This is a genomic window from Fusobacterium perfoetens (assembly GCF_021531475.1).
Taxonomy (GTDB): Bacteria; Fusobacteriota; Fusobacteriia; order Fusobacteriales; family Fusobacteriaceae; genus Fusobacterium_B.
The window spans coordinates 1-26,923 of record NZ_JADYTX010000001.1; the positions used below are offsets into that span (position 1 = coordinate 1).

Consider the following 26,923-nt stretch of genomic DNA (forward strand, 5'->3'; position numbering starts at 1 on the left):
ACCGAACCTAGCAGTTAAGCTCGTAAACGCTGAAAGTACTTGGGGGGCAGCCCTCTGGGAGGATAGGAACTTGCCAACTTTTTAATTTTTTGTAAAAGTTGGAAAAAGTGATAATTTTGGAAAGACTTTTAATGAGAAGAGAATTATAAAGTTGATTTTTTATTTAAGAATAGAAAAAATAAAGTTATTTAAAAGCTGGAGCATTTTCCATAGCATTTCAAGTTGATTTTATTTTTTTTCTTTAAATTTTACCTCAAAACCTAAAATATTGATCATATTTAAAAAGATGAAATATTTTTTAGAAAAAAGCTGACAAGGATATTAAATATTATATGAGTGAAGTTGATTTGAGATATTAATTTTCAAGTCAATTTTTTATTTTTTTTTGAAAAAAATTTTTTAAATAAATGTAAATAAAATTTAATAATAAAAATTTTATATAGAAAAAAGAAAAAATTTATGGTTGACTTATTGCAAAAAATGTAGTAAATACATAGTAAGGATAAAGAAAATAGGTGTTGTTATGAGAAAGAAAAAGCAAAATGGCTTTTTATTAATAGAATTTTTAATAATTTTTGGTGTCATATCAATAATTATTTCTATTTTTTTTATTAAATTAAAAAGTATTCAAGAGATGAAAGATCTTGAAGAAAGTGTTATTAAAATATCATCTATAATAGATAAATATACTTTTAGAAGCTTTGAAACTAAAGTTTTATATAAAATAAATCTTGATTATAAAAATAAAAAGATGGAGATAAGAAAAACTTCTGATGAGAATAATAATTTTGAAGAAGTTGTTTCTTTACCTGAAAAACTTACTTATTTAGTACCTTACACAATAAACGGTAAGGAAAGACTTATTGACCAGCTTGAAATACATACTACTATCAATGGAAATTTATCCGATTCTTTTACTACTTACATATTAGATTACTCTCAAAAAATAAACTATCGAATAGCTACTTATAGTTTTCAAGAAAATAAAATTTTAAAAATAAATATTTATAAAAAAATTTCTGGGAAAGATGTTTCTCAGGAAAACCTATTAGATTACCATAATTTATTATTTTCTGTGGAGGAATTGAAGAATGATTGGAGAAAAGAATGATAAAATAAAGTTTTCAAATACAAATTTTTCAATCAGCTCTAAGGAAAATTCAAAAGTTGAAATTTTTTTAAATAAGATTTTTATTGAAGGAATAAATATGAATGCTAGTGATATTCATATTGAGAGTTGTGGCGATTATTTTAGAATAAGATACAGGATAGACGGAATTTTATTAGAAAAAGGTAGGTATAGCAAAGATGATTTTTTACCACTTGTTTCTAGAATAAAAATACTATGTAATTTAGATATAACCGAGAAGAGAATCCCTCAAGATGGAAGAGTAGACGGAAATTATAGAGGAAAAGAGTTGGATTTTAGAATATCTATAGTTCCTGCATATTTTGGAGAAAAAGTTGTAATAAGAATACTCTATAAAGTCACAGCTAAAAAAACTTTGGAAGAATTGGGATTTGATAGAAAAAATTATTCAAAACTTTTTGATATAATAAAAAGAAAATCAGGAATGCTTATTATATCTGGACCAATGGGAAGTGGAAAAACCACTTCAATGTATGCTATCTTAAATGAGATAAATAGTATAGAAAAGAATATAGTTACAATAGAAGATCCTGTTGAATATGTTATTGAAGGAATAAATCAAATTCAATGTAAAAATGAGATCGGACTTGATTTTTCAAAAATATTAAAATCTATTTTAAGACAAGACGCAGATATAATTATGATTGGAGAGATAAGAGATAGAGAAACAGCAGAGATAGCAATAAAAGCTTCACTGACTGGACATCTTATTTTAACAACTCTTCATACTAAAAATATAGTTAGTGCTATAAAAAGACTTATAAATTTAGGAGTAGAGCCTTTTATGATTTCAGCAGGAGTAAAAGGAATACAAAATCAAAGACTTGTTAGAAAACTTTGTCCTCATTGTAAAATGGAGGATAAAAATTATAAAGAAAAATTGGAAATTTTAGGAATAAAAAATATAGATTTTGATGAAAAAATTTATACTCACAAAGGGTGTGAGAAATGCAATTTTACAGGGTATAAAGATAGAGTTGTTATTGGAGAGTTTTTGTATATAGACAATAATATTGAAAAATTTATAACATCTGAAATAAATATTTCTGATTTTGAAGATAGATTAAAAGAATTAGGAATAAATTCTCTTTTAGAAAATGGAATAGAGTTTGTAAAAAAAGGTATAACATCTCTTGATGAGTTAATAAGAGAGTGCTAATATGAAAAATTTTATTTATTATGTTGTAGATAGAAATGGAAAAAAGAGAGTTGGATTTTCAGATGATTATGAAAAAGAAGATGTTTTAAAAAAATTAAAAGAAAATAAATTTTTTGTTATAAAGATTTTAAAAATAAATATTTTTAAAAAAGAGATTTCAAAGAAGTATCTTTTAGATTTTTTTATAAAACTTGAATTTTTTGTAAAGAATGGTTATCAGTTTTATAAAATAATAGAATTTTTAGAAGAAGATGAGAAATTTTATTATTATATACAAAAAATAAAACTTTCTATTAGAAATGGAGAGAAACTGAGTGAGATTTTTAAAAATAGTGGTCTACCTCTTAAAGAGATGGACTTGGCTATCTTAAGAGCAAGTGAAGAAACAGGGAATGTATATGAATCTTTTAAAGGTATAGCTGAGAGATTAAAAGAGGAGTTAGATAGAGAAAAGAAAATAGGAAAAATAATGATTTATCCTAAAATTGTCAGTGGTGTTATATTAATTCTTTTATTTTTTCTGGGGAAATTTATTTTACCAAATTTTGTAGAGATCATAGGAATGGAGAACACAGCTTTAGTTACAAAAAGTATAATATTTTTTTCAGAAAATATCTTATGGGTATTTTTTATTTTTGCTTTTTTTTGTGGAATAATAAAATTCTTGTTAAAAAAACAGGAATTTAGAAAAATATTATTTAGAATATTTTTAAAAATAGATTTTATAAGAAAAATAATAGAAAATAATTTTATCTTATATTTTTCTCAAATGATAAATATTTTCTTAGAATCAGGTATAACCGTTAGTAATGGAATAGAAATTATAAGAAATTCAATTTCCAATGAGTTTTTTAGAGAAAAACTAGATATTACAAAAGAGTTATTAAAAAATGGAGAAGATATTTATACATCGATAAAAGAGATGAAAATTTTTAATAAGGGAGAGCTTGAACTTATAAAGACAGGAGAAGAAACTGGAGAGCTATCAGAGATGTTCAGGTTGATATTTATAAGGAGAAAAGAAACACAAGAATATAAAATAGACAGATATATAAAATTTTTAGAGCCATTAACAATAATCATAATAGGTTTATTTGTGGGAGTGATATTTATTGGAGTTTATTCTCCAATTTTAAATATGATGAGTAGTATTTAAGGAGGAAGTATTATGAGGAAAAAAGAAAAAGGTTTTTCACTGATTGAAATTTTGGTAGTTCTTGGAATAATCGGATTATTTACTACATTTTTAACTCCCAAAATATCATATTATTTAGCTCTTGGAAAAGAAACAAAGGCAATTGCCACTTTAAATAATTTAAGAACGGCTTCGGAGATGTATCAATTAGAAAAAGGAGAGGCATTAGGAAAAGGAAAACTTGATGGAAATTTAACAAAAGATGATGTAGAAAAATTAAAAGATTTTATTTCAGGTGGATATAAAGATTTGACAAAAAATTTAGAAAACAATACAAATGAAATTTTATATGAAATAGGTGGAAGCAGATCAGAATCTGGAGAAGGTAAAGAGTTAGGAGATATTATTTATGGGGGAAAAGTAAAATTTACTTTTAAAGCTCCAGAAGGAGAAACTTCTGATGGTGTAAAAATTTGGATAACACCAGCAGACAAAGAGGGAGCTTACACTATGAAAGGAATAAAATGGGGAGATTTATAATAGAGATAATTTTTTGGATTGTTTTATCTTTTATTGTAAAATCAGATTTTAAGGAAAAAATAGTTCCAGATAAAATGACATTATTTATTCTTTTATTGGGAGTTATAAAAATAATATTTTTTCAAGAGGATATAGAAAATAAAATAATAGGAATGGGAACTTATCCAGTAATTTTTTTATTACTCTATGGATATGGGGAGTTTCTTTTTAAAAAAGAAGTAGTTGGATTTGGGGACATAAAACTTTTAAGTTCCATAGGATTTTATATTGGGTATTTAGGAATTTATTCTTTGATGGTGTTTTATAATATTATATTTTCATTTTCTCTTTTCTATGGATTGATTTATAAATTTTATTTTAAAAATAATGAAGTTCCTTTTGCTCCTGTAATAGTAATTGGAACTTTTATTTTCTATTTTTTACAAGGAAATTTTATATGAAGAAAAAGGGATTTTTGTTGGTAGATGTTTTAGTATCTATAGCTATTTTTTCAACTGTTATATTTAGTCTTCTTATTCTTATGAACAAAAATATTGAAAATACTAGAAAGATTATGGATCTTCAAGAGGAAAAAAGAGCCATTTTTAATATTGAAAATATATTAAAAAGAGATTTTGACCTAGAGAAAAAAGAAAAAAATTATGAAATCTATCAAGAGAAAAATGAAATTTTTTTAGGGGAAAAATCTAAAAATGAAAGTATAGGAAAATTTAAATATATTTCTTTGGATAATTTGAAAAATATAAAAATTTTTAAAAGAGAAGTTGCTTTAAATAATGAAAATATAGGAGAGATGTTTTATATCTCTGTCAAAATAAAAGGTAAAAAAATAGAAAAAGTTATAGAGGAAAAATATGAAAAATAAAGGTTACTTAGCTTTAGAAAGTATAGTTGTTTTAGGAATTATTTCGGTTATTATTTCTGCAAGTTTTTTAATATTTTCTAATTCTTTAAAAGTAAAAAATAAAATTTTGGATTTTAAAAATCAAGAGATAAATTATAGAAAAAATATAGAATATTTTTTAGATGAGGTACATCAAGGAAAAAATGCGTATATAGACAAAAATAAATTAAAATATGAAATTTTTTTAGAAAATAAAATAGTAGGAGTATATTATTATTTTTCTGGAACATCATTTTATAGAAAAGCAAGTAACTCTGAAAAATTGGAGGAATTTTTGGAAGAGATAAAGGGAGAGTTTTTTCTTGAGAATAATCTTTTAAGAATAAAATTTATTTTTAAGGGAAATGAAGAGGAGTATGTTATTTATGTCCAAGAAAAATAAAGGGGCAGTTCTTTTTATTGTAATAGGAATATTGAGTGTTTTAAGTTGGAGTATTTTTACAGGAAGTTTTATATTAAAAGATCATTATAATAAAATTTTTATAGAGAAAAATGGAGATAATTTAGAAGAAAATAAAAAAATTGCCAATAGTTTCTATAAAATTTATATGAAAAACTTAGAAAATAAAAATATAAAAGACATAGCTAGTTACCTTTTAAAAAAGGGAGAAAAAGAGATATGGGAAGAAAATTTTGGAGATAGTTTTTCATTAACTGATGGTGGATATTATATAGATGAGATTTATATAAGAAAATTTCAAGGAATAGATACAAGTTTTGAAAAAATATATTCAAAAGAAAGTGGTCAAAAAAATAATTATTTTGGGATTATAAAAAATTTTTCAAGTATAAATAGAAGTAATACCATAAGAATAATTTTGAAAAAAGATATAAAAAATTTTAGAATAGGAGATTTGGAAAAGTATTGGATAGAAATTTTTGGAATGGTAGAGATAAAATATTTTTTTAAAGGAAGCAAATATCCTTTGGAGAATATAGAAAAATCTCAAGGAGAGATAGATGTTAAAATTTTTGAAAAGGGAGACAGTAACTTTAAAAATAAGTGATAATAAAATAGAAATAATTTCTGATAAAAAAGAAGTCACTTCCATTAGAAGAGAGTTTATCTCTTTAGGTGAGGACTTAGATAAAATAAAAAAATTCTTTGTTAGAAAAGATATAGAGATATTGTTAGATGATGATATTTTTATTAAAAAGTTTTTTTTAGATAAAGAAGATGCTAGTGAAATTAATATAAAAAAATATATAGAGCAAGAAATTTTAGAAAATCTTTCAGAGGAAAAAGATTTCTATTTTTCTTGCTATTTTTTTGATAAAGATGAAAATTGTGAAATTTTTATAGGAGAAGATATTTTTATATCTACTTTAATAGAATATATAATAAAAAATAATCTAAGTATTTTAAAAATATGTGTATCTAATGAAAAATATATTTTGAAAGATTATGAAAAACTTTTAAAAAATAGTAAAAAATCAAATTTCTCTAAGATTGTGATAGGATTTATTTTATTATTATTGTTTATATTCATATTTAACTTTTTTTATAAAAAGAATTTAGAAAAAAGATTGGAATTTTTAAAAAATGAATATTATTCAAAAGAGAAAATTCTTGATTCGAAGAAAAAAGAATTAGAAGATATAAAAGAAAAGATAACCATTTTAGAAAAGGAGAAAGCTGAGAAAAATATCTCTTATAAAAAATTTATTGATGAGATTTTTTGGATTATAAATATTTTGCCGAGAACTTGTGAAATAAAAAATTTGTATTGGGAAAAGGGAAGTGTAATCCTTGAGGGAAAAAGTCAAAATATAGAGGAAATTTTTAAATTTGCAACCAAACTTGAAAAAGATAAGAGAATAGAAAATATAAATTTTGATTCTATTTTGGAAAAAGATAAAAATTATGAATTTGTTATAGAGATGAGGGTGGAAAATGGAGGAGCTTGATTTAAAAAATAAAATAGCAATTTTTGGGATAGGAATGATATTTCTATATATTTTTGTTCTTTTACCACTTGAAAAAACTTTGGAAGTAAAAAATGAAATTGAAAATTATAATAAAAAAATCTATGTTTCAAGTAAAAAAATAAAAGAAGTAGAAAAACAATTAGATGAAAAATTAAAAGAATTTGAAAAATTAGAAAATTCCATAATAAATTTAGAAGAAAAAAAATATAAATTTGCATCTGTCAGCGAGGGAAATATCTATATATCAAATTTTTTAGAAAAGTATATCCTAGAAGTTCTTGAAATAGGAAGAATAGAAGTTTTAGATGATAATAATTATTTAATTCCTTATAGAGTGGTAGGAGATGAAAAAAATATAATAGATTTTGTAGAATATATAGAGAAAGATAATAAGGTTTTACTGCTTACTAAAAATTTTGAAATAAAAAAAATCAATGATAGTTTTGAACTTTCTTTATATTTTTATATTTTTGTAGAAAATGAAAATATTGAAATAAATAAGGGAGTTAGAAGAAATTTATCCAATAAATTTATAGATATGAGAAAAGTAGAGTTTATAAATAATGATACTGGAATTATTGAGATTGAAAATAAAAAATTTTATATAAATAAAGAAAAAATTATAGAAGTAAATGGAATAAAATATAAAATTGTCTTAAAAAATAAAAAAGTTTTTGTAAAGGATGGGGAGTATGAAAAATAGAATGTGTATTATTTTATATTTTTTTATTTTTATATGTAGTTTTGGATATGAGGGAGAAAATTTTAAAAAACTGCAAGGTAAAATTTTTGAAAATGAGGTAAATGTATCAGGAATTACAGTAGAAAATTTTTTAATTTTTTTGTCAGAAGAAAGTGGAGTAACTTTAGTTTCAAGTGAGGATATAAAAAATAGTGAAGTTTATCTGTATATGGACAAAAATAAAAATTTTTTAGATATTTTAGATGTGTTTTGTAGTTCAAAAGAATATGTGATGAAAGATAGAGGAAATCATATATTGATAAGTAAAAGAGAAAATACGGAGGAAAATAGAGGAGTACTTTTGGGAGAAGTTTTTTCTTCAGAACATAATGAGCGTTTAAAAGGAGTAAAAATTAGTTTATTAGATGATTATTCGAAACCTTGTTATACAACAAAAGATGGAATTTTTAGAATAAATAATATTCCTTATGGTTCCTATTTTATAAAAGGTGAGAAAGATGGTTATGAAGTTGTTGGAGAGATAATTGATATAAATAAAAAGCAAAATAGAATAAAACTTTTATTAGAAAAAAATTATCAATTAGAAAATAGAGAGGATAATACTTCAGAAAATTTTATTATAAAGAAGATAAAGGTTGGAGATTTAGAAAATATAAAGATAGAAGAAATTTTGCCAGATAGAGTAAAAACTCAAATAAAATTAACAAGGGATAATAAAAAAGATATTTTATATATAAGTGGAATTGAAAAAAATGTTAAAGAAGCTGAAAAAATTGTAGAGGAGATTTGTCACTCAAATAAAGGAATAAGAATATCAGTACAAATTTTAGATATAACTGATAATCTTTTTCAAGAGCTTGGTTTTTCTTGGATATATGGGAGAGAAAATCCTTTTGATAAAACAGGGCTAGTAGGTGGAATATTAGATAATTCTTATACTCAAGGAGTTGGAAGTATTTTTAATTCTACTTTTAATTATATTAAAAATTTTGGAAGTGAAGATTCTTATTTAAACTTTGGGATAAATCTTTTAAAAACTAATCAAGATTTAAAAATAAGTACCACTTCATCTATTGTAACTACCAATGGAAAAGAGGGAGAATTGAAAGTTACAAGGGAACAAATCGTTGGTCAAGAAAGGGTAGAAAATATTGAAAATTCTCAAAATACCTATCTTCCAATTTTTAGAGAAGCTGGTACAGTTTTTAAAGTTTTGCCAGAGATTATAGATGGTGAACACACAGCTTTAAAAGTTGTGGTTGAGAGTAGTGATTTTAAAAATTTGAATGGACAAAATGTCAGCGAAGATAGTGAAAATGAAAATTTAGGAAATAAAGTATCAAGAAATTTGGAAACTTCTCTTAAAGTAAGAAATGGAGAAACAGTTTTTATAGGCGGATTAAAAATGGATATTGAACAAAATCAACAAAGTAAACTTCCTTTCATAGGAGACATTCCGGGGATTGGAGTTTTATTTAGAAATACTAAAAAAGGTAAAGAAGCTACAGAACTTTATATAAGAATGAGAGTTGATGTGGTAGAAAATAGTGGTTTTAAGGATTTTGATGTGAAAAATTTTGAAAAAATTGACTAAAAGGATTGATATTCTTTAGAATTATTAGTAAAATAATAGATATGAGGGAAGAAAAATTATTACTAGGTATTAATTCGGAGGAAATATGGAAAAAGAAAGACTTGTAGAGATTATCTCTAATTTTAAGAAAGTAAAAATCGCTGTTGTAGGAGATATAATGTTGGACGATTATTTAATAGGAACTGTTGATAGAATATCTCCAGAAGCTCCAGTACCAGTAGTTTTAATAAAAAAAGAAAAATTTGTTTTAGGGGGAGCGGGAAATGTTATAAACAATCTTGCCACTCTTGGTGCTAAAAGTTATTGCTATGGTTTAGTTGGAGATGATATAGATGGAGATCGTTTGATAGCTTCTATGAAGAATCTTGGAGTAGATACTTCAGCTATAATCAGAAGTGAAGAAAGACCAACAATAGTAAAAAGAAGAATTCTTGGAGGAAGTCAACAACTTTTAAGACTTGATTGGGAAGATCCAAGTGACATAAATGTAATATTAGAAGATGCAATATTAGAAAAATTTGAAGAAAAAATAGATGAGATTGATGGAATAATATTATCAGATTATGATAAAGGAGTACTAACTCCAAAAGTTTCTACAGAGATTATAAAAATGGCTAAGAAAAAAGGAAAAATAGTTGTAGTAGACCCTAAACCATCTAATGTAGAAAATTATATAGGAGCTTCATCTATGACACCAAATAGAAAAGAAGCTGAACTTTGCTTGGGAAATTCTCGTAAAAAGTCTATAGACGAAATAGGAAAAGAGATAAGAGAAAAAATTGAATTAGAAAATCTTCTTATGACAAGAAGTGAAGAGGGAGTAAGCCTTTATGAAGAGGATAAGGTAACAAATATTCCTACTTTTGCTAAGGAGGTTTTTGATGTAACTGGAGCTGGAGATACAGTTATTTCTGTTTATACATTGGCTAAAGCTGCAGGGGCAACTTGGGAAGAAGCTGCTAAAATTGCAAATACAGCAGCAGGAGTTGTAGTTGGTAAAATAGGAACGTCAACAGTTACGGTTGATGAAATTATAAGTTTTTATGATGAAATTTATAAGGAGTGGAATTAGTGATAAGAATAGGAAACGGATATGATGTCCATAAACTTGTAGAGGGAAGAAAACTGATATTAGGTGGAGTGGAGATTCCTTATGAAAAAGGTCTTTTAGGACATTCTGATGCAGATGTTTTAGTTCATGCTATAATGGATAGTCTTTTGGGAGCTTTAGCTCTTGGAGACATAGGACAACATTTTCCAGATAATGATAATAAATACTTGAATATTGATAGTATGATTCTTTTAGAGAAAGTAATGGAACTTATAGAAGACAGAGGTTATAAAATAGGAAATATCGATGCTATAATTGTGGCACAAAGACCTAAACTAAAAGATTTTTTACCTATGATGAGAGAAAAAATATCTAATGTTTTAAAAACTTCTATAGAAAATATAAGTATAAAAGCCACTACTGAAGAAAAATTAGGTTTTACAGGAAGTGGAGAAGGAATAAAATCCTATTCAGTAGTTTTATTAACAAAGGGGGAATAATATGCCATTTATAAAAATTGCTGGGTTACCAGAAAAATTTCTTTGTGATATATCAGAAGATTTAATTGATATAGTAAATAAAGAAACAGATACTCCTAAAGAAAGAATAAGAATTTTTTATAATCCTATGAAAGAAATTGTTGAAAAAAGTTTCGTAGAAGATAGGATTATAATAGATATAGACTGGATGCCAAGACCTATGGAAATGAGAGAAAAAGTATCAAAAGCTTTTTTTGATTATTTGGAAAATAGAGGTTATAAAAAAATAAGAATTTACTTTACAGATATTAATAAGGACTATTATTTTGTAAAATAAAAAAATGTAAGAGTTGTTGTAAATATAGAAATATATTTATAATAGCTCTTATTTTTGTTTTGAGTTAATATTAGAAAAACTTATAGCATAATAAAAAAATATAATAAGAAAATAAAGAAAAAATGTGCTATAATAATTATATACTTGATTAATATAGAATAGTTATAAAATAAATTATTATATAAAAAGAGATTTTATTAATCTAAAAAAGATTATTTTATACTCCTTATATAAAACAAGATGAAATGACATTATTGGTTAAAAAAAGACTTTTTTTAGAACAAATATAGCAAGAAAATGCCCAGAATATAAAAAATAGATTTGTTGAATATAAAAAATATATTTCAAAAGTTAGTGAAATTGGACTATAATACAGATAAATAAAAATATGAGTTCAAAAAATAAATGAATAAGATAAAAAAATGACCTAAATAAATTTTCAGTAGTGTTAAAAATTAATCCTTGATTAGTTTTTTAAGTGAAAATAGGCTAGAATTAAGGAGGAGCAAGATGGAATTTGTAACTTATGAGCAAGAAGGATTTGTAGGAGTGGTAACAATTAACCGTCCTAAAGCTTTAAATGCTTTAAATAGTGGAGTATTAGAGGAATTAGAAGCGACTTTTGATCAAGTTGATTTAGAAACTACAAGGGTAATAATCTTAACAGGAGCTGGAACTAAATCATTTGTTGCTGGAGCAGATATAGCTGAAATGAGTACTTTAACAAAAGAAGAGGGAGAAGCTTTTGGTAAAAAAGGAAATGATGTATTTAGAAAAATAGAAACATTCCCATTACCAGTAATCGCTGCAGTAAATGGATTTGCACTTGGTGGAGGATGTGAAATCTCTATGAGTTGTGATATAAGAATTTGTTCTGAAAATGCTGTGTTTGGACAACCAGAAGTAGGATTAGGAATAACACCAGGATTTGGAGGAACTCAAAGATTAGCTCGTATCATAGGTGTTGGAAAAGCAAAAGAAATGATATATTCAGCTAGTAATATAAAAGCTGAAGAAGCTTATAGAATAGGACTTGTAAATGCTGTTTATTCACAAGAAGAATTAATGGATATGGCAAAAAAATTAGCTAATAAAATAGCAAGAAATGCTCCAATAGCTGTTCGTGCTTGCAAATCTGCTATGAATGAAGGTCTTGATGTAGATATGGACAAAGCTATTGTTGTAGAAGAAAAAGCATTTGGAAGTTGCTTTGAAACTGAAGATCAAGTTGAAGGAATGAAAGCTTTCTTAGAAAAAAGAAAAGTAGAAGGATTTAAAAATAGATAATAAATTTTACTAAAATTAATAATAGATATAATAAATAAAATCAGGAGGAATTGAAATGAAAATAGGAGTTATCGGAGCAGGAACTATGGGTTCAGGAATTGCCCAAACATTTGCACAAACAGAAGGATTTGAAGTAATGTTATGTGACATCAACGAAACATTTGCTGCAAACGGAAAAAATAAAATAGCAAAAGGATTCGAAAAAAGAATAGCTAAAGGTAAAATGGATGCAAAAGTAGCGGAAGAAATCCTAGCTAAAATAACTACTGGAACTAAAGAAATCTGTGCTGATTGTGATTTAGTAATAGAAGCAGCTATTGAAAATATGGAAATAAAAAAACAAACATTTAAAGAATTAGATGGAATTTGCAAACCAGAAACAATGTTTGCAACAAATACTTCATCTTTATCAATAACTGAAATAGGAGCTGGACTTGCTAGACCTGTGATAGGAATGCACTTCTTCAATCCAGTACCTGTTATGAAATTAGTAGAAGTTATAGCAGGACTTAACACACCAGTAGAAATGGTTAATAAAATAAAAGAAATTTCTGAAGCAATTGGAAAAGTACCAGTACAAGTTGAAGAAGCACCTGGATTTGTTGTAAATAGAATATTAATTCCTATGATAAACGAAGCTATCGGAATTTATGCTGAAGGAGTTGCTTCTGTTGAAGGAATAGACGCTGCTATGAAATTAGGAGCTAACCACCCAATGGGACCATTAGCATTAGGAGACCTAATAGGACTAGATGTATGTCTAGCTATAATGGAAGTTCTTTATAACGAAATGGGAGATTCAAAATACAGACCTCATCCATTATTAAGAAAAATGGTTCGTGGAAAACAATTAGGAATGAAAACTGGAAAAGGATTCTATGACTATACAAAATAATTAATTAAAATTGTTTTAAAAAAGCTCGAAAAATTCTTTCGAGCTTATTTTATAAATAAAATAGATGGCAAAATCATTCTTGAAAAAATAGTTTTAAATTATAATCTTTAATAAAATAAAAAATTATTGAATAAATAAAAAAATTAAAATTATAAAAAATAATATATAAAATATATTTTAAAAAAAATAAAAATTGCAATATAATAGGAGTATATAATATAATGGGAAGTGTTTGAAATAATTTTTTCTGTTTGAATATAAAAAAATATGTTTTAAAACTTTTCGATTAAAAAATAAAAAATGTGCGAAGAATTAATAGAAAATAAAAATAGAAAAGCATATTTGAGCAAAGATTAAATGGTTAAAAATTAGTTTCATTTATATTATAGTATTTCTGACAATTAAAATAAAACGTTAGGAGGCAAAAATGTCAAAAGTATATTTAGTAACAGCTAAAAGAACACCAATCGGAAGTTTCTTAGGAAGTTTAAAAGATGTAAAACCTGGAGATTTAGGAGCATTAGTAGTAAAGAAAATAATCGATGATACAGGAATCAACCCTGCAGACTTAGATGAAGTAGTAATGGGAAATGTATTACATGCAGGACATAAACAAGGAATAGGAAGACAAGTAGCTATAAAAGCTGGAATACCTCAAGAAGTACCAGGATATTCAGTAAACATGATATGTGGATCTGGATTAAAATCAGTTTACTTAGCTTATTGCGAAATAAAATCAGGACAATCTAATATGATAATTGCTGGAGGAGTTGAATCAATGTCTCAAGCAGGATTCGTATTACCAGCATCAGTAAGATCAGGATTTAAAATGGGAGACTTAAAATTAGTTGACCACATGGTATCTGATGGATTAACAGATGCATTCCATGAATATCACATGGGAATTACAGCAGAAAATATCGCTGAAAAATATTCTATTTCTAGAGAAGAGCAAGATGAGTTTGCTATGAACTCTCAAAGAAAAGCAATAGCAGCTGTTGATGCTGGAAGATTTGATGATGAAATAGTTCCAGTTCCAGTAAAAATCAAAAAACAAGAAGTTCTATTTGCTAGAGATGAACACCCTAACAGAAAATCAACTCCAGAAATCTTAGCTAAATTAAAAACAGCATTTAAAAAAGATGGAACAGTTACAGCAGGAAACGCTTCTGGATTAAACGATGGAGCATCAGCTGTATTATTAGCATCTGAAGAAGCAGTAGCTAAATATAACTTAAAACCAATGGCTGAAGTTTATGCAGTTGGACAAGGTGGAGTAGACCCAGCATATATGGGACTTGGACCAGTTCCTGGAATCAGAGACGTATTGAAAAAAGCTGGATTAAAAATAACTGATATAGAATTATTTGAATTAAACGAAGCTTTCGCAGCTCAATCTCTTGGAGTTTTAAGAGAAGTTTGTGAAGAGCACGGAGTAACAAAAGAATGGATGTTAGAAAGAACTAACGTTAACGGAGGAGCAATTGCATTAGGACACCCTATTGGAGCTTCTGGAAACAGAATTCTAACAACTCTTGCTTATGAAATGGAAAAAAGAGATTTAACTTACGGATTAGCAACTCTATGTATCGGTGGAGGGATGTCAGTAGCAGTTATCTTAAAAAGAAATAAATAACAAATAATTTTAAATAGCTTATCAGTGGAATAAAATCGCTGGTAAGCTATTGTTTAGAACAAAAACTTATCAAAAAACGATAAAAATAAAATCATTTTTAAAAAAAGAGTAAAAAAATGGAAAAAATAGTTGATTTTGCATACACTTTTATTATAAAATGATAATTGACAAAGTTTAGCTAAAAAATCAGTAGGAGGATTAGATAGAATGGAATTCAATATACCTAAAACACATGAACTTTTCAGACAAATGATAAGAGAATTTGCTGAAAAAGAAGTAAAACCTTTAGCTGCAGAGGTTGACGAAGAAGAAAGATTCCCAGTAGAAACTGTTAAAAAAATGGCAGAAATAGGAATAATGGGAATACCAGTACCAAAAGAATATGGAGGAGCTGGAGGAGATAACTTAATGTACGCTATGGCAGTAGAAGAGTTATCTAGAGTATGCGGAACTACAGGAGTTATAGTTTCTGCTCATACATCTCTTGGAACTTGGCCAATTCTTCATTTTGGAACTGAAGAACAAAAACAAAAATATATCCCTGGATTAGCAAAAGGTGAAAAAATAGGGGCATTTGGATTAACTGAACCTAACGCAGGAACTGACGCTGCTGGACAACAAACAACAGCTGTATTAGATCCAGAAACTAACGAATGGATAATCAACGGTTCAAAAATATTCATAACAAACGCAGGATATGCTGATGTATATGTAATATTTGCAATGACAGACAGAAGCAAAGGATTAAAAGGAATTTCTGCTTTCATAATTGAAAAAGGAACTCCTGGATTCACAATCGGTAAAAAAGAGAAAAAACTTGGAATCAGAGGATCTGCTACTTGTGAATTAATATTTGAAAATGCTAGAATACCAAAAGAAAACCTATTAGGACAAGAAGGAAAAGGATTCAAAATTGCTATGATGACTCTTGACGGAGGAAGAATAGGAATCGCTTCTCAAGCACTTGGAATCGCTCAAGGAGCTTTAGATGAAACAGTTGCTTACACTAAAGAAAGAAAACAATTTGGAAGATCTATAGCTAAATTCCAAAATACTCAATTCCAAATGGCTGACTTAGATGTTAAAGTTGAAGCAGCTAGATTATTAGTATACAAAGCAGCTTGGAAAGAAAGCGCTGGATTACCTTATACACTAGACGCTGCAAGAGCAAAATTATTTGCTGCTGAAACAGCTATGGAAGTAACAACTAAAGCAGTTCAATTCCACGGTGGATACGGATACACAAGAGAATATCCAGTAGAAAGAATGATGAGAGACGCTAAAATAACTGAAATCTATGAAGGAACTTCAGAAGTTCAAAGAATGGTTATAGCAGGACACTTATTCAAATAGGAAATTTTTAGGTAAAAAACATATTGAAAAATATTGGAGGACGAAAGATGAAAATAGTAGTTTGTATAAAACAAGTTCCAGATACAACTGAGATAAAACTTGATCCAGTAAAAGGAACATTAATCAGAGACGGAGTTCCAAGTATAATGAACCCTGACGATAAAGGTGGATTAGAAGAAGCTTTAAAATTAAAAGACTTATATGGAGCACATGTAACAGTTATAACAATGGGACCACCTCAAGCTGACGCTATCTTAAGAGAAGCTTACGCTATGGGTGTAGATAGAGCTATCCTATTAACAGACAGAAGATTTGCTGGAGCAGATACATTAGCTACATCTAATGCACTTGCAGCAGCTTTAAGAGAATTAGATTATGATTTAATAATCGCAGGAAGACAAGCAATCGACGGAGATACTGCACAAGTTGGTCCACAAATTGCTGAACACTTAGGAATACCTCAAATATCTTATTTAAAAGAAATGAAATACAATGAAGAAGCTAACACAATAACTGTAAAAAGAGTTATTGAAGATGGATACTACTTATTAGAAACTCAATTACCAGCATTAGTAACTGTATTATCTGAAGCTAACAGCCCAAGATACATGAGAGTTGGTGGAATAGTTGACGCTTTCGATAAAGAAGTTGAAGTTTGGACAGTTGACAATGTAAAAATTGAAGTTGAAAAACTTGGATTAAAAGGTTCTCCAACTCAAGTTAAAAAATCATTTACTAAAGGAGCTAAACAAGCTGGAAAAGTATTTGATGACTTAGATGCTAAACAAGCAGCAGACTTAATTGTAGAAAAATTAAAAGAAAAATTCGTTATATAATTGAGAACGAAAATAATACCTTAAGATAAAGGAGATAGGATAATGAATTTAAGCGATTATAAAGGAATAGCTGTATTTGCTGAACAAAGAGATGGGCAATTACAAAACGTAGGATTAGAATTATTAGGAAAAGCAAGAGAACTAGCAGAAAACTTAGATACTAAAGAAGTAACTGCTATATTAATAGGAAGCGAAATAGAAGGATTAGCAAAAGAATTAATAGCTTTTGGTGCTGACAGAGTATTAGTAGTAGACAAACCTGAATTAAAATACTATGATACAGAAGCTTATGCACAAGCATTCAAAGCTGTTATCGAAGCTAAAAAACCAGAAATCGTATTATTTGGAGCAACAACATTAGGAAGAGACTTAGCTCCAAGAGTATCTTCAAGAATGACAACAGGACTTACTGCTGACTGTACAAAACTTGAAATTTCTGCTGACGAAAACAAAAGATTAGAAATGACAAGACCTGCATTCGGTGGAAACTTAATGGCAACTATCATCTGTCCTAACCACAGACCACAAATGTCTACAGTTAGACCAGGAGTTATGCAAAAAATAGCTAAAGATGAAGCTAGAGAAGGAGTAGTTGAAAAATTCGACTTTGCTTTAGATCAATCTAAATTAAAAGTAAAAGTATTAGAAGTTGTTAAAGAAGAAAAAAATAAAATAGATATCACTGAAGCTAAAATACTAGTTTCTGGAGGAAGAGGAATCGGATCTGCAGAAAACTTCAAAAACTTACAAGCTGTAGCAGAACAAATCGGAGCAGAAGTATCTGCATCAAGAGCTGCTGTAGACGCTGGATATATGGATCACGACAGACAAGTTGGACAAACTGGTAAAACAGTTAGACCTGACATCTACTTTGCTTGTGGAATTTCTGGAGCAATCCAACACGTTGCAGGTATGGAAGAATCTGAATATATCGTAGCAATCAACAAAGATAAAGATGCTCCAATATTTGGAATAGCTGACTTAGGAATCGTTGGAGATGCTAACAAAATAACAGCATTATTAGCTGAAGAATTAAAAAAAGCTATAGCTGCTAAAGAAGGAAAATAGTTTTAGTTAAACTTTAAGTCAAGAAAGCTGGGAAAATTTCCCAGCTTTTTTTAAATTTTAATAGAAAAGTATAATTTTTTTTATTTAAAAATAAAAAAGATTATCACAAGTATAAATAATTTTATGATAACCCTTTTAATATAAATTATTTATTTTTTAGCAAAATGGAATCTTCTTCAGTTATCTCTCTTAAAACTTTACAAGGATTTCCTACAGCAATTACTCCAGCAGGAATATCTTTTGTAACAACAGAGCCAGCTCCTATTATAGAATTATCTCCAATAGTAACTCCACCTAAGACAGTGCAGTTAGCTCCTAACCATACATTATTTCCCAAAGTGATAGGTTTGCTAAGAGTTATACCTTTATTTCTTTCAGAAGCTAATATAGGGTGACTAGCACAAGAAATAATTGTATTTGGACCTATAAAAGCATTTTCTCCGATAGTGACAATGGAGTTATCAAGGATAACACAATTATAATTTAAAATAGCAAGTCCTTTGAAGAAAATATTTTTTCCATAATCGCATTTAAAGTCTTGATTAATAAAAACTAAATCTCCACATTCTCCAAAAAGTTCTTTCAAAATTTTTGATTTTTTTAATTTATTTTCTGGAGAAAGATGATTATATTCATAAAGTAATATTTGGGCATTCTCTTGAAGAGATTGTAATTCCCTATCTAAAGCGTTATATGGAATCCCATTTAACATTTTTTCTCTTTCTGTCATATATCTCCTTATGGAAGAACTTCGATAGTAACTCTTCTATTAGCTTTTCTTCCTTCTAAAGTGCTATTAGGAGCAATTGGCATATCTGGTCCCTTTCCTAATACTGTAAATCTGTTAGCAGATACTCCACGTGATACAAGGTAATTTCCAACAGATAAAGCTCTCTTTTGAGAAAGTTCCATATTATATTCACGAGAACCTGTTGAGTCAGTATGTCCTGTAACTACAATTTTAGATTTTGGATAATTATTTAAAACAGTAGCAATACCGTTTAAGTGTCTTGTAAATTGAGATTTTAAAGCAGAACTATTTAGATTGAAAGTTAATCCTTCAGGGATATTTAATAAAATAGAAGAACCAGTATTAACTATTTCAACACCAGAATTATAAAGTACATTTCTAAATTCGTTTTCTTGTTTTTGAAGGTTAGCACCGATAGCTGTACCTATTAAAGCACCAGCTGCAGTTCCGATTAAAGTTCCTTTTGTATTTCCACCTATTAGTTGACCAGCAAGAGCACCAGCCGCAGCTCCACTAAGAGCTCCTCCAGTTGTATAAGACATAGAACCTTCAGGTCTTACAAAGTTAGAAGTACATCCTCCTAAAATTAGGGCAGTAGTTAAGAAACTAACAACTATTTTTTTATTTTTCATAATTGAACCTCCTAAATCGTGTAATAAAATAAAAAAAATAAACCTCTTATAACAATTATAATCTATTATTCTTAACTAATCAATAAATTTGTAAAAAATATTTAAAAAAATTTCAAAAAAACTTAAAATAAAAACCATTGAAAATAAAAGAAAAAATAAAAAAACGAATAAAAAATAAAAAAAAGTGTTGACAGATTTTATATAATATGATATTATTATTCTTGTCTTAGGGGACGTCGGAATATAGCGCAGTCCGGTAGCGCACTTGCCTTGGGAGCAAGGGGCCGCAAGTTCGAATCTTGCTATTCCGACCATTTGCGGGAATAGCTCAGTTGGTAGAGCGTCAGCCTTCCAAGCTGAATGTCGCGAGTTCGAACCTCGTTTCCCGCTCCATTTTTATGTTTATGTGTCTGTAGCTCAGCTGGATAGAGCAACGCCCTTCTAAGGCGTGGGTCAGGGGTTCGAATCCCTTCAGACACGCCATTAATGGTGACTGTAGTTCAGTTGGTAGAGCGCCAGTTTGTGGCACTGGTTGTCGCGAGTTCGAGCCTCGTCAGTCACCCCATAACAATATGCGTCATTAGCTCAGTAGGTAGAGCACACGACTTTTAATCGTGTTGTCACTGGTTCAAATCCAGTATGACGCACCATAAATTTAGTGCGAGGATGGCGGAATTGGCAGACGCGCTAGACTTAGGATCTAGTGTCTCCGACGTGAGGGTTCAAGTCCCTCTCTTCGCACCATTTTTTTATAAAAAAATAAATAATTTAGAATTATACAAAGGGCTACTTTTTTAGGTAGTCTTTTCTTATATTTAAAATATATTTTAAAAGTTGTTTTTTTATGCTATAATTATTTAGGCAAAACTCTAGCAAGGAATGGAATGAGTATGGAAATATATGACGCAAAAGAAAAAACAAAGATAAATTTTCAAAAAATACAAAATGAAAAAAATTTTTATTTAGGAGAATTTAGAGAAAATGTAATTTCTGCATTGAAAAAACAGGATATAGATGAGAATATTCAATATCGTTTTTTAAATCTAATGAAAAATAAAAATGCAAAACTTTTAAAAATAAGCAGAGAGCTTAATATGAAAGATATAAAAAAATATATAGAGTATGCTGAAAAAATAAATTTAAACTATCGTTTAGTAGATGGTTTATCATATGAAGGGGATATTGGAATGGTAATTGTTTCAAAGGAGCCTTTAGAAAATGAAAATGAGGATATCATTTTTGAGGGAGAACAAGAGTTATATGTAAAAGCAGGTCTTTCACCTTATTACTGGGAAGCTGAAGGAAAGAAGATCTGTAAAAAACATTATAAATTACTGGAAGAGAAATATCCAGAAAAAAAAGAAAAGTTTGACTTAATGGGAATATTAGATAAAATGTTGGGATATAAATGTCCTATCTGTACAAAGGAAAATTCAAACAAAGGAGATATTTAATGGGAGTAGGAGCTTTTAAAATCAGAGGAAATAAAAAATTATCGGGAATACTAGAAGTAGAAGGATCTAAAAATGGATCATTACCAATTTTTGTAGCCACTCTTATAGAGAAAGGTACATACATTTTAAGAAATATTCCAAATCTTATGGACATAAGAACATTAATCAAACTATTAGAAAGTTTAGGGCTAGAAGTAGAACAACTGGATAAACACTCATATAAAATTGTAAATAATGGTATAAAAAATATAGAAGCATCTTATGAGTTAGTAAAAAAAATGAGAGCATCATTTTTAGTAATGGGACCAATACTTGCTCACTGTGGAGAAGCTAAAGTATCACTTCCTGGAGGTTGTGCAATAGGAGCAAGACCTGTTGATTTACATTTAAAAGGTTTTGAAGCTTTAGGAACAGAAATAACAATAGAACATGGTTATGTATATGGTAAAGTAAAAGATGGAAAACTAAAAGGAGATAAAATAATTTTAGATTTTCCAAGTGTAGGAGCAACAGAAAATATAATAATGGCTGCAGTAAAAGCAGAGGGTGTTACAATAATAGAAAATGTGGCTAGAGAACCAGAAATCGATGATCTTTGTCATTTCTTAAATAAAATGGGAGCAAAAATAGAAGGAATAGGAGAAGGAAAACTTACAATAACAGGAGTTGACAAACTATATCCTTGTGAATATGAAATAATACCAGATAGAATCGTTGCAGGAACATTTATAATCGCTGCTGTAATGTTTGAAGGGGTAAAAGTTAAAGGAGTTAGAACAGAGCATTTAGAAAGCTTTTTAATGAAACTTCAAGAGATGGGAGTAACTTATCACATTGATGAAAATGGACTTTTTGAAGTTACTTCTAAATTAGAAGATCTAAAGGGAGTAAAAGTAAAAACAATGCCTCACCCAGGTTTCCCAACAGATTTACAATCTCCTATTATGACTCTTATGTGTTTAGCTAAAGGAAGTAGCGAGATAACAGAAACAATATTTGAAAATAGATTTATGCACGTACCTGAGTTAAATAGAATGGGTGCAGAGATAACAACAGAAAAAAACATAGCAGTAATAAAAGGAATTGACAAATTTTCTTCAGCACAAGTTATGTCAAGTGATTTAAGAGCTGGAGCAGCTTTGGTCCTTGCAGCTTTAAAAAGTGAGGGAGAAAGTACTGTAAATAGAATTTATCATATAGATCGTGGATATGAGGATCTTGAAATTAAATTAAGAAATATTGGTGCTGATATAGAAAGAGTTAAAGAAGAGATATAGGAGTGATATGGATAAAATAATCGGAATAAACCCTGTTATGGAGGTTTTAGAAAATAAAGAAAAGAATATTGAGAAAATAGAAATATTTCAAGGAATAAAAGAAGATAAAGCTAATCTTATTAGAAAAAAAGCCTCTGAAAGAAATATAAAAGTTCAATATATTAAGAAAAAAGTTGATAATTCACAAGGAGTTATTGCTTATATAAGTTCCTATGATTATTATGTTGAATTTGGAGAGTTTTTAGAAAAAATAGCTCCTAAAGAAAAAGATATAGTTTTGGTTTTAGATGGTGTACAAGACCCTAGAAACTTTGGAGCAATAATAAGAAGTGCTGAGATATTTGGTGTATCAGGTATAGTTATTCCTGAGAGAAACTCTGTAAGTATAAATGAAACAGTTGTAAAAACTTCAACAGGAGCTATAGAATATGTTGATATAGTTAAGGTTGTAAATATTACAGAAGCACTAAAAAATCTTAAAAAATTAGGATATTGGGTATATGGAGCAGAAGGTGACGGAGCAAAAGTATATTCAGAAGAAAAATATCCAGACAAAACAGTAATAGTTTTAGGTAGTGAAGGATTTGGAATAAGAAAAAAAGTTAAGGAAAACTGTGATATTTTGATAAAAATACCAATGCACGGAAAGATAAACTCTTTAAATGTGTCTGTTGCAGGAGGAATTCTTTTGTCAGAAGTGGCAAAATCAATTTATTAAAAAATTTGGAGTGTGTTAAATGGACGCGTCAGAATTAAAAATTTTGATGAAAGCCAAAGCTGGTGATAATGAAAGCTTTGAAATTCTTTTAAAAAAATATGAAAAATACATATATATGAATACAAAGGATTACTTTCTTGCTGATGGAGAGAGAGAAGACTTGGTTCAAGAAGGAATAATAGGACTTTTAAAAGGAATAAAAAGCTATGATAGTGAGAGAGAGGCTTCTTTTAAAACTTTCGTAATAATGTGTATGAGAAGACAAATTATCACAGCTATAAAATCTTCCAATAGTAAGAAAAATAGATTTATAAGTTTGTCAGGATCAGAAACTGATGAAAGTTTGATGGAAGAATATGTAGAAAAATCTCCAAATGCTGAAGAGGTTTTTTTATATAAAGAGCTTATGGAAGAGTTTAAAGAATACACAAAAGAACATTTTAGTGATTTAGAAAAAGAAGTTTTAGAGAAACTTTTTCAAGGATATAACTACAGCGAAATAGCTGAAAATTTAGGAAAACCAGCAAAAGTCATAGACAATGCTTATCAAAGAATAAAAAATAAAGTAAAAAGATGGCTTAAAGATTTTAGAAATGTATAAATTTAAAATATAAAAACTTTTTAGAAAAGGGGGAACAATGAAAGAGTATAATTTCAGAGAAATTGAAAAAAAATGGCAAGCAAAGTGGGAAAATAGTGTACTCTTTAAAACTAACGATAAAGTAGATGGAAAAGAAAACTATTATGTTTTAGTAATGTTACCTTATCCATCAGGAAAATTGCACGTTGGACACGCAAGAAACTATACAATAGGTGACGTTATAGCTAGATATAAAAAAATGAAAGGATATAATGTACTTCACCCAATGGGATGGGATTCTTTCGGATTACCAGCTGAAAACGCAGCTATTCAACATGGAGCACACCCAGCAATCTGGACAAAATCAAATATAGAAAATATGAAAAGACAATTAAAATTAATGGGACTTTCATATGATTGGGACAGAGAAGTTGCCACTTATACAAAAGAATATTATAGATGGAACCAATGGATATTCAAAAAATTATACGAAAAAGGTTTAGTTTATAAAAAAGTATCAACAGTAAACTGGTGTCCAGAATGTCAAACAGTTTTAGCAAATGAACAAGTTGAAGACGGAAAATGTTGGAGACACTCAAATACTCAAGTTATTCAAAAAGACTTAGAACAATGGTTCTTTAAAATAACTGATTATGCAGAAGAATTACTTACTGGTCACGAAGAATTAAGAGAAGGTTGGCCAGAAAAAGTTCTTACAATGCAAAAGAACTGGATAGGAAAATCTTTTGGTACTGAGATAGTATTTACAGTTGAAGAAACTGGAGAAAAATTACCACTATTCACAACAAGAATAGACACTATCCATGGAGTAACTTATTGCGTTGTAGCTCCAGAACACCCAATTGTAAATAAAGTTATAGAAGCTAATCCAAGTATAAAAGAGGCAGTTAGCAACATGAAAAATATGGATATAATCGAAAGAACTGCTGAAGGAAAAGAGAAAAATGGAATACCAACAGGTTGGCATGTTATAAACCCTGTTACTGGAGATAAAGTACCTTTATGGATAGCTGACTATGTTCTTATGAACTATGGAACAGGAGCAGTAATGGCTGTACCTACTCACGACGAAAGAGACTTTGCTTTTGCTAGAAAATATAACTTACCAATGAAAGTTGTAATTAATCCAGTTGGACAAGAGGAAATTTTAAATCCAGCTGAGATGAAAGAAGCATTTACGGAAGCTGGGGTAATGGTAAACTCTGGAGAGTTTAACGGAATGAACTCAAAAGAAGCTCTTGAAAAAATAGCTGACTATGTTCAAGCTAAAGGATACGGAGAAAAAACAACAAAATATAGATTAAAAGACTGGGGAATTTCAAGACAAAGATATTGGGGAACTCCTATTCCAGTATTATACTGTGATAAATGTGGAATGGTAATGGAAAAAGATGAAAATCTTCCAGTAGAATTACCGACAGATGTTAAATTTACAGGAAATGGAAACCCTATTGAAACTTCTGAAGAATATAAACATGCAGTATGTCCAATCTGTGGAGGACCAGCAAGAAGAGAAACAGATACAATGGATACATTCGTTGATTCATCTTGGTATTTCTTAAGATATTGTGACCCTAAAAATACAAATCTTCCATTCTCTAAAGAAGCTGCAGATACTTGGACTTCTGTAAATCAATATATAGGTGGAGTAGAACATGCTGTAATGCACTTATTATATGCAAGATTCTTCTACAAAGCTTTAAGAGATTTAGGACTTGTAAGTGCTAATGAACCATTCAAAAGACTTCTTACTCAAGGAATGGTATTAGCTGACTCTTATTATTCACCAGCAACAAATAAATTCTTATTCCCATCAGAAGTTGAATTAAAAGATGGTAAAGCTTTTGCAAAAGAAACTGGTGAAGAATTAGTTATTAAAATGGAAAAAATGTCAAAATCTAAAAATAACGGTGTTGACCCAGAAGAGATAATGGAAAAATATGGTGCTGACGCTACAAGATTATTTATAATGTTCACTGCACCACCTGAAAAAGAATTAGAATGGAACGAAAATGGACTTGCAGGAGCAGTTAGATTCTTAAATAGAGTATGGAGAATAGTTGTAGAAAATAAAGAATTTATAAGTGATGACAAAATAGATTATTCAAAAATCTCTAAAGAAGATAAAGCACTAGTTAGAAAACTTCATCAAACAATCAAAAAAATCACTGATTCAATAGAAGATAACTACCACTTCAATACAGCAATAGCTGGAACAATGGAACTTATCAATGATGTTTATGATTATAGAGCAAATGTACTTGGAACAGATAAAGAAACACCTGAATCTAAAAAAATATTTGGACAAGTTATAGAAAATATAATTTTAATGCTTTCTCCATTTACACCACATTTCTGTGATGAGTTATGGGAAGAAATTGGAGAAGAGGGATATTTATTCAATGCTCCTTGGCCAGAATATGATGAAAAATTAACAGTGGCTGACGAAGTTACAATAGCTGTACAAGTAAACGGAAAAGTAAGAGGTTCTGTTACAGTAGATGTAAATGCTTCAAAAGAAGAGATTGAAAAACAAGCCTTTGAAATTGAAAATGTTAAAAAATTCACAGAGGGAAAAACAGTTGCAAAAGTGATAGTTGTTCCTAAGAAAATAGTAAACATAGTAGTTAAATAAAATTTTAAAATCCTGTAAATAAATTTTGCAGGATTTTTTTATTAAAAATATTGAAATATATATATTTTTTTTGAAAACTGTAGTATAATAAGAGAGTTAATAGAAAAATAATTAAGAAAAGATTTAGAAGGAGATGATAGTATGAATATTATGTTATTTGGAGCACCAGGAGCTGGAAAAGGAACTCAAGCAAAATATATAATCGAAAAATATGGAATTCCTCAAATCTCTACTGGAGATATATTAAGAGCTGCTGTAAAAGAAGGAACTCCTATGGGACTTGAAGCAAAAGCTTGTATGGAAGCTGGAAAATTAGTTTCTGATGAAATTATAATCGGAATCATAAAAGACAGATTAGCAAAAGATGATTGTAAAAAAGGATTTATCCTAGATGGTTTCCCAAGAACAATAGCTCAAGCTGAAGCTTTAGAAGTTTTAATGCAAGAAATGGGAATAAAATTAGATAAAGTTATATCTTTAAATGTTCCAGATGAACTAATCGTAGGAAGAGTAGTAGGAAGAAGAGTTTGTAAAGACTGTGGAGGATCTTTCCACGTAGAATTTAATCCACCAAAAGTAGAAGGAGTATGTGATTTCTGTGGTGGAGAATTAATCCAAAGAAAAGATGATTCTGCTGAAACAGTTGGAAAAAGATTACAAGAATACCACTCTCAAACTGCACCATTATTTGATTTCTACATGGAAAGAGGAATCCTTGCTGATATAGATGGAACAAAAGAAATTGATGAAATAACAAAAGAAATATTTAACATTTTAGGTTAATTTTAGGAAGGAAGAA

General features: G+C 28.5%; 28 protein-coding genes and 6 tRNA genes. 32 read left to right on the forward strand and 2 right to left on the reverse strand.

Annotated features, from left to right (window positions below; all coding sequences use genetic code 11):
• The first annotated feature begins 523 nt into the window (after positions 1-523).
• The 20 genes from I6E15_RS00005 to I6E15_RS00100 all read left to right on the forward strand — a co-directional run bounded on the left by I6E15_RS00005 (position 524) and on the right by I6E15_RS00100 (position 18,056).
• Complete coding sequence (locus I6E15_RS00005) at positions 524-1,111, forward strand: hypothetical protein (protein ID WP_235243301.1); 588 nt, start codon at positions 524-526, stop codon at positions 1,109-1,111.
• Positions 1,092-2,309, forward strand: a complete 1,218-nt coding sequence (locus tag I6E15_RS00010; RefSeq protein ID WP_235243303.1) for a GspE/PulE family protein — start codon at positions 1,092-1,094, stop codon at positions 2,307-2,309. The genes I6E15_RS00005 and I6E15_RS00010 overlap by 20 nt, the downstream gene beginning before the upstream one ends.
• 1 nt (position 2,310) lies before the next feature.
• The gene (locus I6E15_RS00015) at positions 2,311-3,465 is read left to right on the forward strand and encodes a type II secretion system F family protein (RefSeq protein WP_235243304.1); all 1,155 of its coding nucleotides are present in this window, start codon (positions 2,311-2,313) and stop codon (positions 3,463-3,465) included.
• Positions 3,466-3,477: 12 nt separating this feature from the next.
• Complete coding sequence (locus I6E15_RS00020; protein ID WP_235243306.1) at positions 3,478-3,984, forward strand: type II secretion system protein; 507 nt, start codon at positions 3,478-3,480, stop codon at positions 3,982-3,984.
• Positions 3,969-4,424 carry an A24 family peptidase gene (locus tag I6E15_RS00025; protein WP_235243307.1) on the forward strand — a complete coding sequence of 152 codons (456 nt, stop codon included), beginning with the start codon at positions 3,969-3,971 and terminating at the stop codon, positions 4,422-4,424. The genes I6E15_RS00020 and I6E15_RS00025 overlap by 16 nt, the downstream gene beginning before the upstream one ends.
• On the forward strand, positions 4,421-4,849 hold the full coding sequence (locus I6E15_RS00030) for a PulJ/GspJ family protein (protein ID WP_235243309.1): 429 nt from the start codon (positions 4,421-4,423) through the stop codon (positions 4,847-4,849). Before I6E15_RS00025 ends, I6E15_RS00030 begins: the two co-directional genes overlap by 4 nt.
• Positions 4,839-5,270, forward strand: coding sequence for a hypothetical protein (locus I6E15_RS00035; protein ID WP_235243311.1), 432 nt, complete (start codon positions 4,839-4,841; stop codon positions 5,268-5,270). Before I6E15_RS00030 ends, I6E15_RS00035 begins: the two co-directional genes overlap by 11 nt.
• Positions 5,254-5,895: a hypothetical protein gene (locus I6E15_RS00040; RefSeq protein ID WP_235243312.1), complete on the forward strand. Its 642-nt coding sequence runs from the start codon at positions 5,254-5,256 to the stop codon at positions 5,893-5,895. The genes I6E15_RS00035 and I6E15_RS00040 overlap by 17 nt, the downstream gene beginning before the upstream one ends.
• Complete coding sequence (locus I6E15_RS00045) at positions 5,849-6,796, forward strand: PilN domain-containing protein (protein WP_235243314.1); 948 nt, start codon at positions 5,849-5,851, stop codon at positions 6,794-6,796. Before I6E15_RS00040 ends, I6E15_RS00045 begins: the two co-directional genes overlap by 47 nt.
• On the forward strand, positions 6,783-7,520 hold the full coding sequence (locus I6E15_RS00050; protein ID WP_235243315.1) for a hypothetical protein: 738 nt from the start codon (positions 6,783-6,785) through the stop codon (positions 7,518-7,520). The genes I6E15_RS00045 and I6E15_RS00050 overlap by 14 nt, the downstream gene beginning before the upstream one ends.
• Positions 7,510-9,114 (forward strand): hypothetical protein, encoded by a 1,605-nt coding sequence (locus I6E15_RS00055; protein WP_235243317.1) that lies wholly within the window; start codon positions 7,510-7,512, stop codon positions 9,112-9,114. The genes I6E15_RS00050 and I6E15_RS00055 overlap by 11 nt, the downstream gene beginning before the upstream one ends.
• An 85-nt stretch (positions 9,115-9,199) precedes the next feature.
• Positions 9,200-10,186, forward strand: coding sequence for a D-glycero-beta-D-manno-heptose-7-phosphate kinase (gene rfaE1 / locus I6E15_RS00060; RefSeq protein ID WP_177161270.1), 987 nt, complete (start codon positions 9,200-9,202; stop codon positions 10,184-10,186).
• The gene (gene ispF, locus I6E15_RS00065; protein WP_177161271.1) at positions 10,186-10,665 is read left to right on the forward strand and encodes a 2-C-methyl-D-erythritol 2,4-cyclodiphosphate synthase; all 480 of its coding nucleotides are present in this window, start codon (positions 10,186-10,188) and stop codon (positions 10,663-10,665) included. The genes rfaE1 and ispF overlap by 1 nt, the downstream gene beginning before the upstream one ends.
• A gap of 1 nt (position 10,666) precedes the next feature.
• On the forward strand, positions 10,667-10,981 hold the full coding sequence (locus I6E15_RS00070; RefSeq protein WP_235243319.1) for a DUF1904 family protein: 315 nt from the start codon (positions 10,667-10,669) through the stop codon (positions 10,979-10,981).
• Between the two features lie 510 nt (positions 10,982-11,491).
• Complete coding sequence (locus tag I6E15_RS00075; RefSeq protein WP_235243320.1) at positions 11,492-12,268, forward strand: enoyl-CoA hydratase-related protein; 777 nt, start codon at positions 11,492-11,494, stop codon at positions 12,266-12,268.
• A 55-nt stretch (positions 12,269-12,323) separates the two neighbouring features.
• Complete coding sequence (locus I6E15_RS00080; protein WP_235243323.1) at positions 12,324-13,163, forward strand: 3-hydroxybutyryl-CoA dehydrogenase; 840 nt, start codon at positions 12,324-12,326, stop codon at positions 13,161-13,163.
• A 427-nt stretch (positions 13,164-13,590) separates the two neighbouring features.
• Complete coding sequence (locus tag I6E15_RS00085; RefSeq protein ID WP_177161495.1) at positions 13,591-14,799, forward strand: acetyl-CoA C-acetyltransferase; 1,209 nt, start codon at positions 13,591-13,593, stop codon at positions 14,797-14,799.
• A gap of 207 nt (positions 14,800-15,006) precedes the next feature.
• Complete coding sequence (locus I6E15_RS00090) at positions 15,007-16,152, forward strand: acyl-CoA dehydrogenase (protein WP_177161496.1); 1,146 nt, start codon at positions 15,007-15,009, stop codon at positions 16,150-16,152.
• Between the two features lie 47 nt (positions 16,153-16,199).
• Positions 16,200-16,988 carry an electron transfer flavoprotein subunit beta/FixA family protein gene (locus tag I6E15_RS00095; protein ID WP_177161497.1) on the forward strand — a complete coding sequence of 263 codons (789 nt, stop codon included), beginning with the start codon at positions 16,200-16,202 and terminating at the stop codon, positions 16,986-16,988.
• Between the two features lie 42 nt (positions 16,989-17,030).
• Positions 17,031-18,056: an electron transfer flavoprotein subunit alpha/FixB family protein gene (locus tag I6E15_RS00100; RefSeq protein ID WP_177161498.1), complete on the forward strand. Its 1,026-nt coding sequence runs from the start codon at positions 17,031-17,033 to the stop codon at positions 18,054-18,056.
• 145 nt (positions 18,057-18,201) lie between these two features.
• Here I6E15_RS00100 and I6E15_RS00105 read toward each other — a convergent pair whose 3' ends face one another.
• Positions 18,202-18,786, reverse strand: a complete 585-nt coding sequence (locus tag I6E15_RS00105; protein ID WP_177161499.1) for a sugar O-acetyltransferase — start codon at positions 18,784-18,786, stop codon at positions 18,202-18,204.
• Positions 18,787-18,794: 8 nt separating this feature from the next.
• On the reverse strand, positions 18,795-19,439 hold the full coding sequence (locus tag I6E15_RS00110; protein WP_235243325.1) for an OmpA family protein: 645 nt from the start codon (positions 19,437-19,439) through the stop codon (positions 18,795-18,797).
• Positions 19,440-19,676: 237 nt separating this feature from the next.
• Between I6E15_RS00110 and I6E15_RS00115 the strand changes: the two genes are divergently transcribed.
• From I6E15_RS00115 to I6E15_RS00170, 12 genes are all read left to right on the forward strand, one after another.
• Positions 19,677-19,753: transfer RNA gene (locus I6E15_RS00115), tRNA-Pro, on the forward strand.
• 3 nt (positions 19,754-19,756) lie between these two features.
• Positions 19,757-19,832: transfer RNA gene (locus I6E15_RS00120), tRNA-Gly, on the forward strand.
• A gap of 13 nt (positions 19,833-19,845) precedes the next feature.
• Positions 19,846-19,922: transfer RNA gene (locus tag I6E15_RS00125), tRNA-Arg, on the forward strand.
• A gap of 6 nt (positions 19,923-19,928) precedes the next feature.
• Positions 19,929-20,004: transfer RNA gene (locus I6E15_RS00130), tRNA-His, on the forward strand.
• 9 nt (positions 20,005-20,013) lie between these two features.
• Positions 20,014-20,089 (forward strand) — tRNA-Lys (locus tag I6E15_RS00135).
• A 10-nt stretch (positions 20,090-20,099) separates the two neighbouring features.
• Positions 20,100-20,183, forward strand: a tRNA-Leu gene (locus tag I6E15_RS00140).
• 140 nt (positions 20,184-20,323) lie between these two features.
• Positions 20,324-20,893 carry a DUF1694 domain-containing protein gene (locus I6E15_RS00145; protein ID WP_235243326.1) on the forward strand — a complete coding sequence of 190 codons (570 nt, stop codon included), beginning with the start codon at positions 20,324-20,326 and terminating at the stop codon, positions 20,891-20,893.
• Positions 20,893-22,170, forward strand: coding sequence for a UDP-N-acetylglucosamine 1-carboxyvinyltransferase (murA, locus tag I6E15_RS00150; RefSeq protein ID WP_235243328.1), 1,278 nt, complete (start codon positions 20,893-20,895; stop codon positions 22,168-22,170). Before I6E15_RS00145 ends, murA begins: the two co-directional genes overlap by 1 nt.
• Before the next feature lie 7 nt (positions 22,171-22,177).
• A complete protein-coding gene (gene rlmB, locus I6E15_RS00155) occupies positions 22,178-22,888 on the forward strand; it encodes a 23S rRNA (guanosine(2251)-2'-O)-methyltransferase RlmB (RefSeq protein WP_177161503.1) in 711 nt (236 codons plus the stop codon).
• Between the two features lie 19 nt (positions 22,889-22,907).
• A complete protein-coding gene (locus tag I6E15_RS00160) occupies positions 22,908-23,489 on the forward strand; it encodes a sigma-70 family RNA polymerase sigma factor (protein ID WP_177161504.1) in 582 nt (193 codons plus the stop codon).
• 37 nt (positions 23,490-23,526) lie between these two features.
• Complete coding sequence (gene leuS / locus I6E15_RS00165; RefSeq protein WP_235243329.1) at positions 23,527-26,124, forward strand: leucine--tRNA ligase; 2,598 nt, start codon at positions 23,527-23,529, stop codon at positions 26,122-26,124.
• Positions 26,125-26,265: 141 nt separating this feature from the next.
• Entirely contained in the window at positions 26,266-26,907 is a 642-nt protein-coding gene (locus I6E15_RS00170) for an adenylate kinase (protein WP_177161506.1), read from the forward strand.
• Positions 26,908-26,923 lie beyond the last annotated feature (16 nt).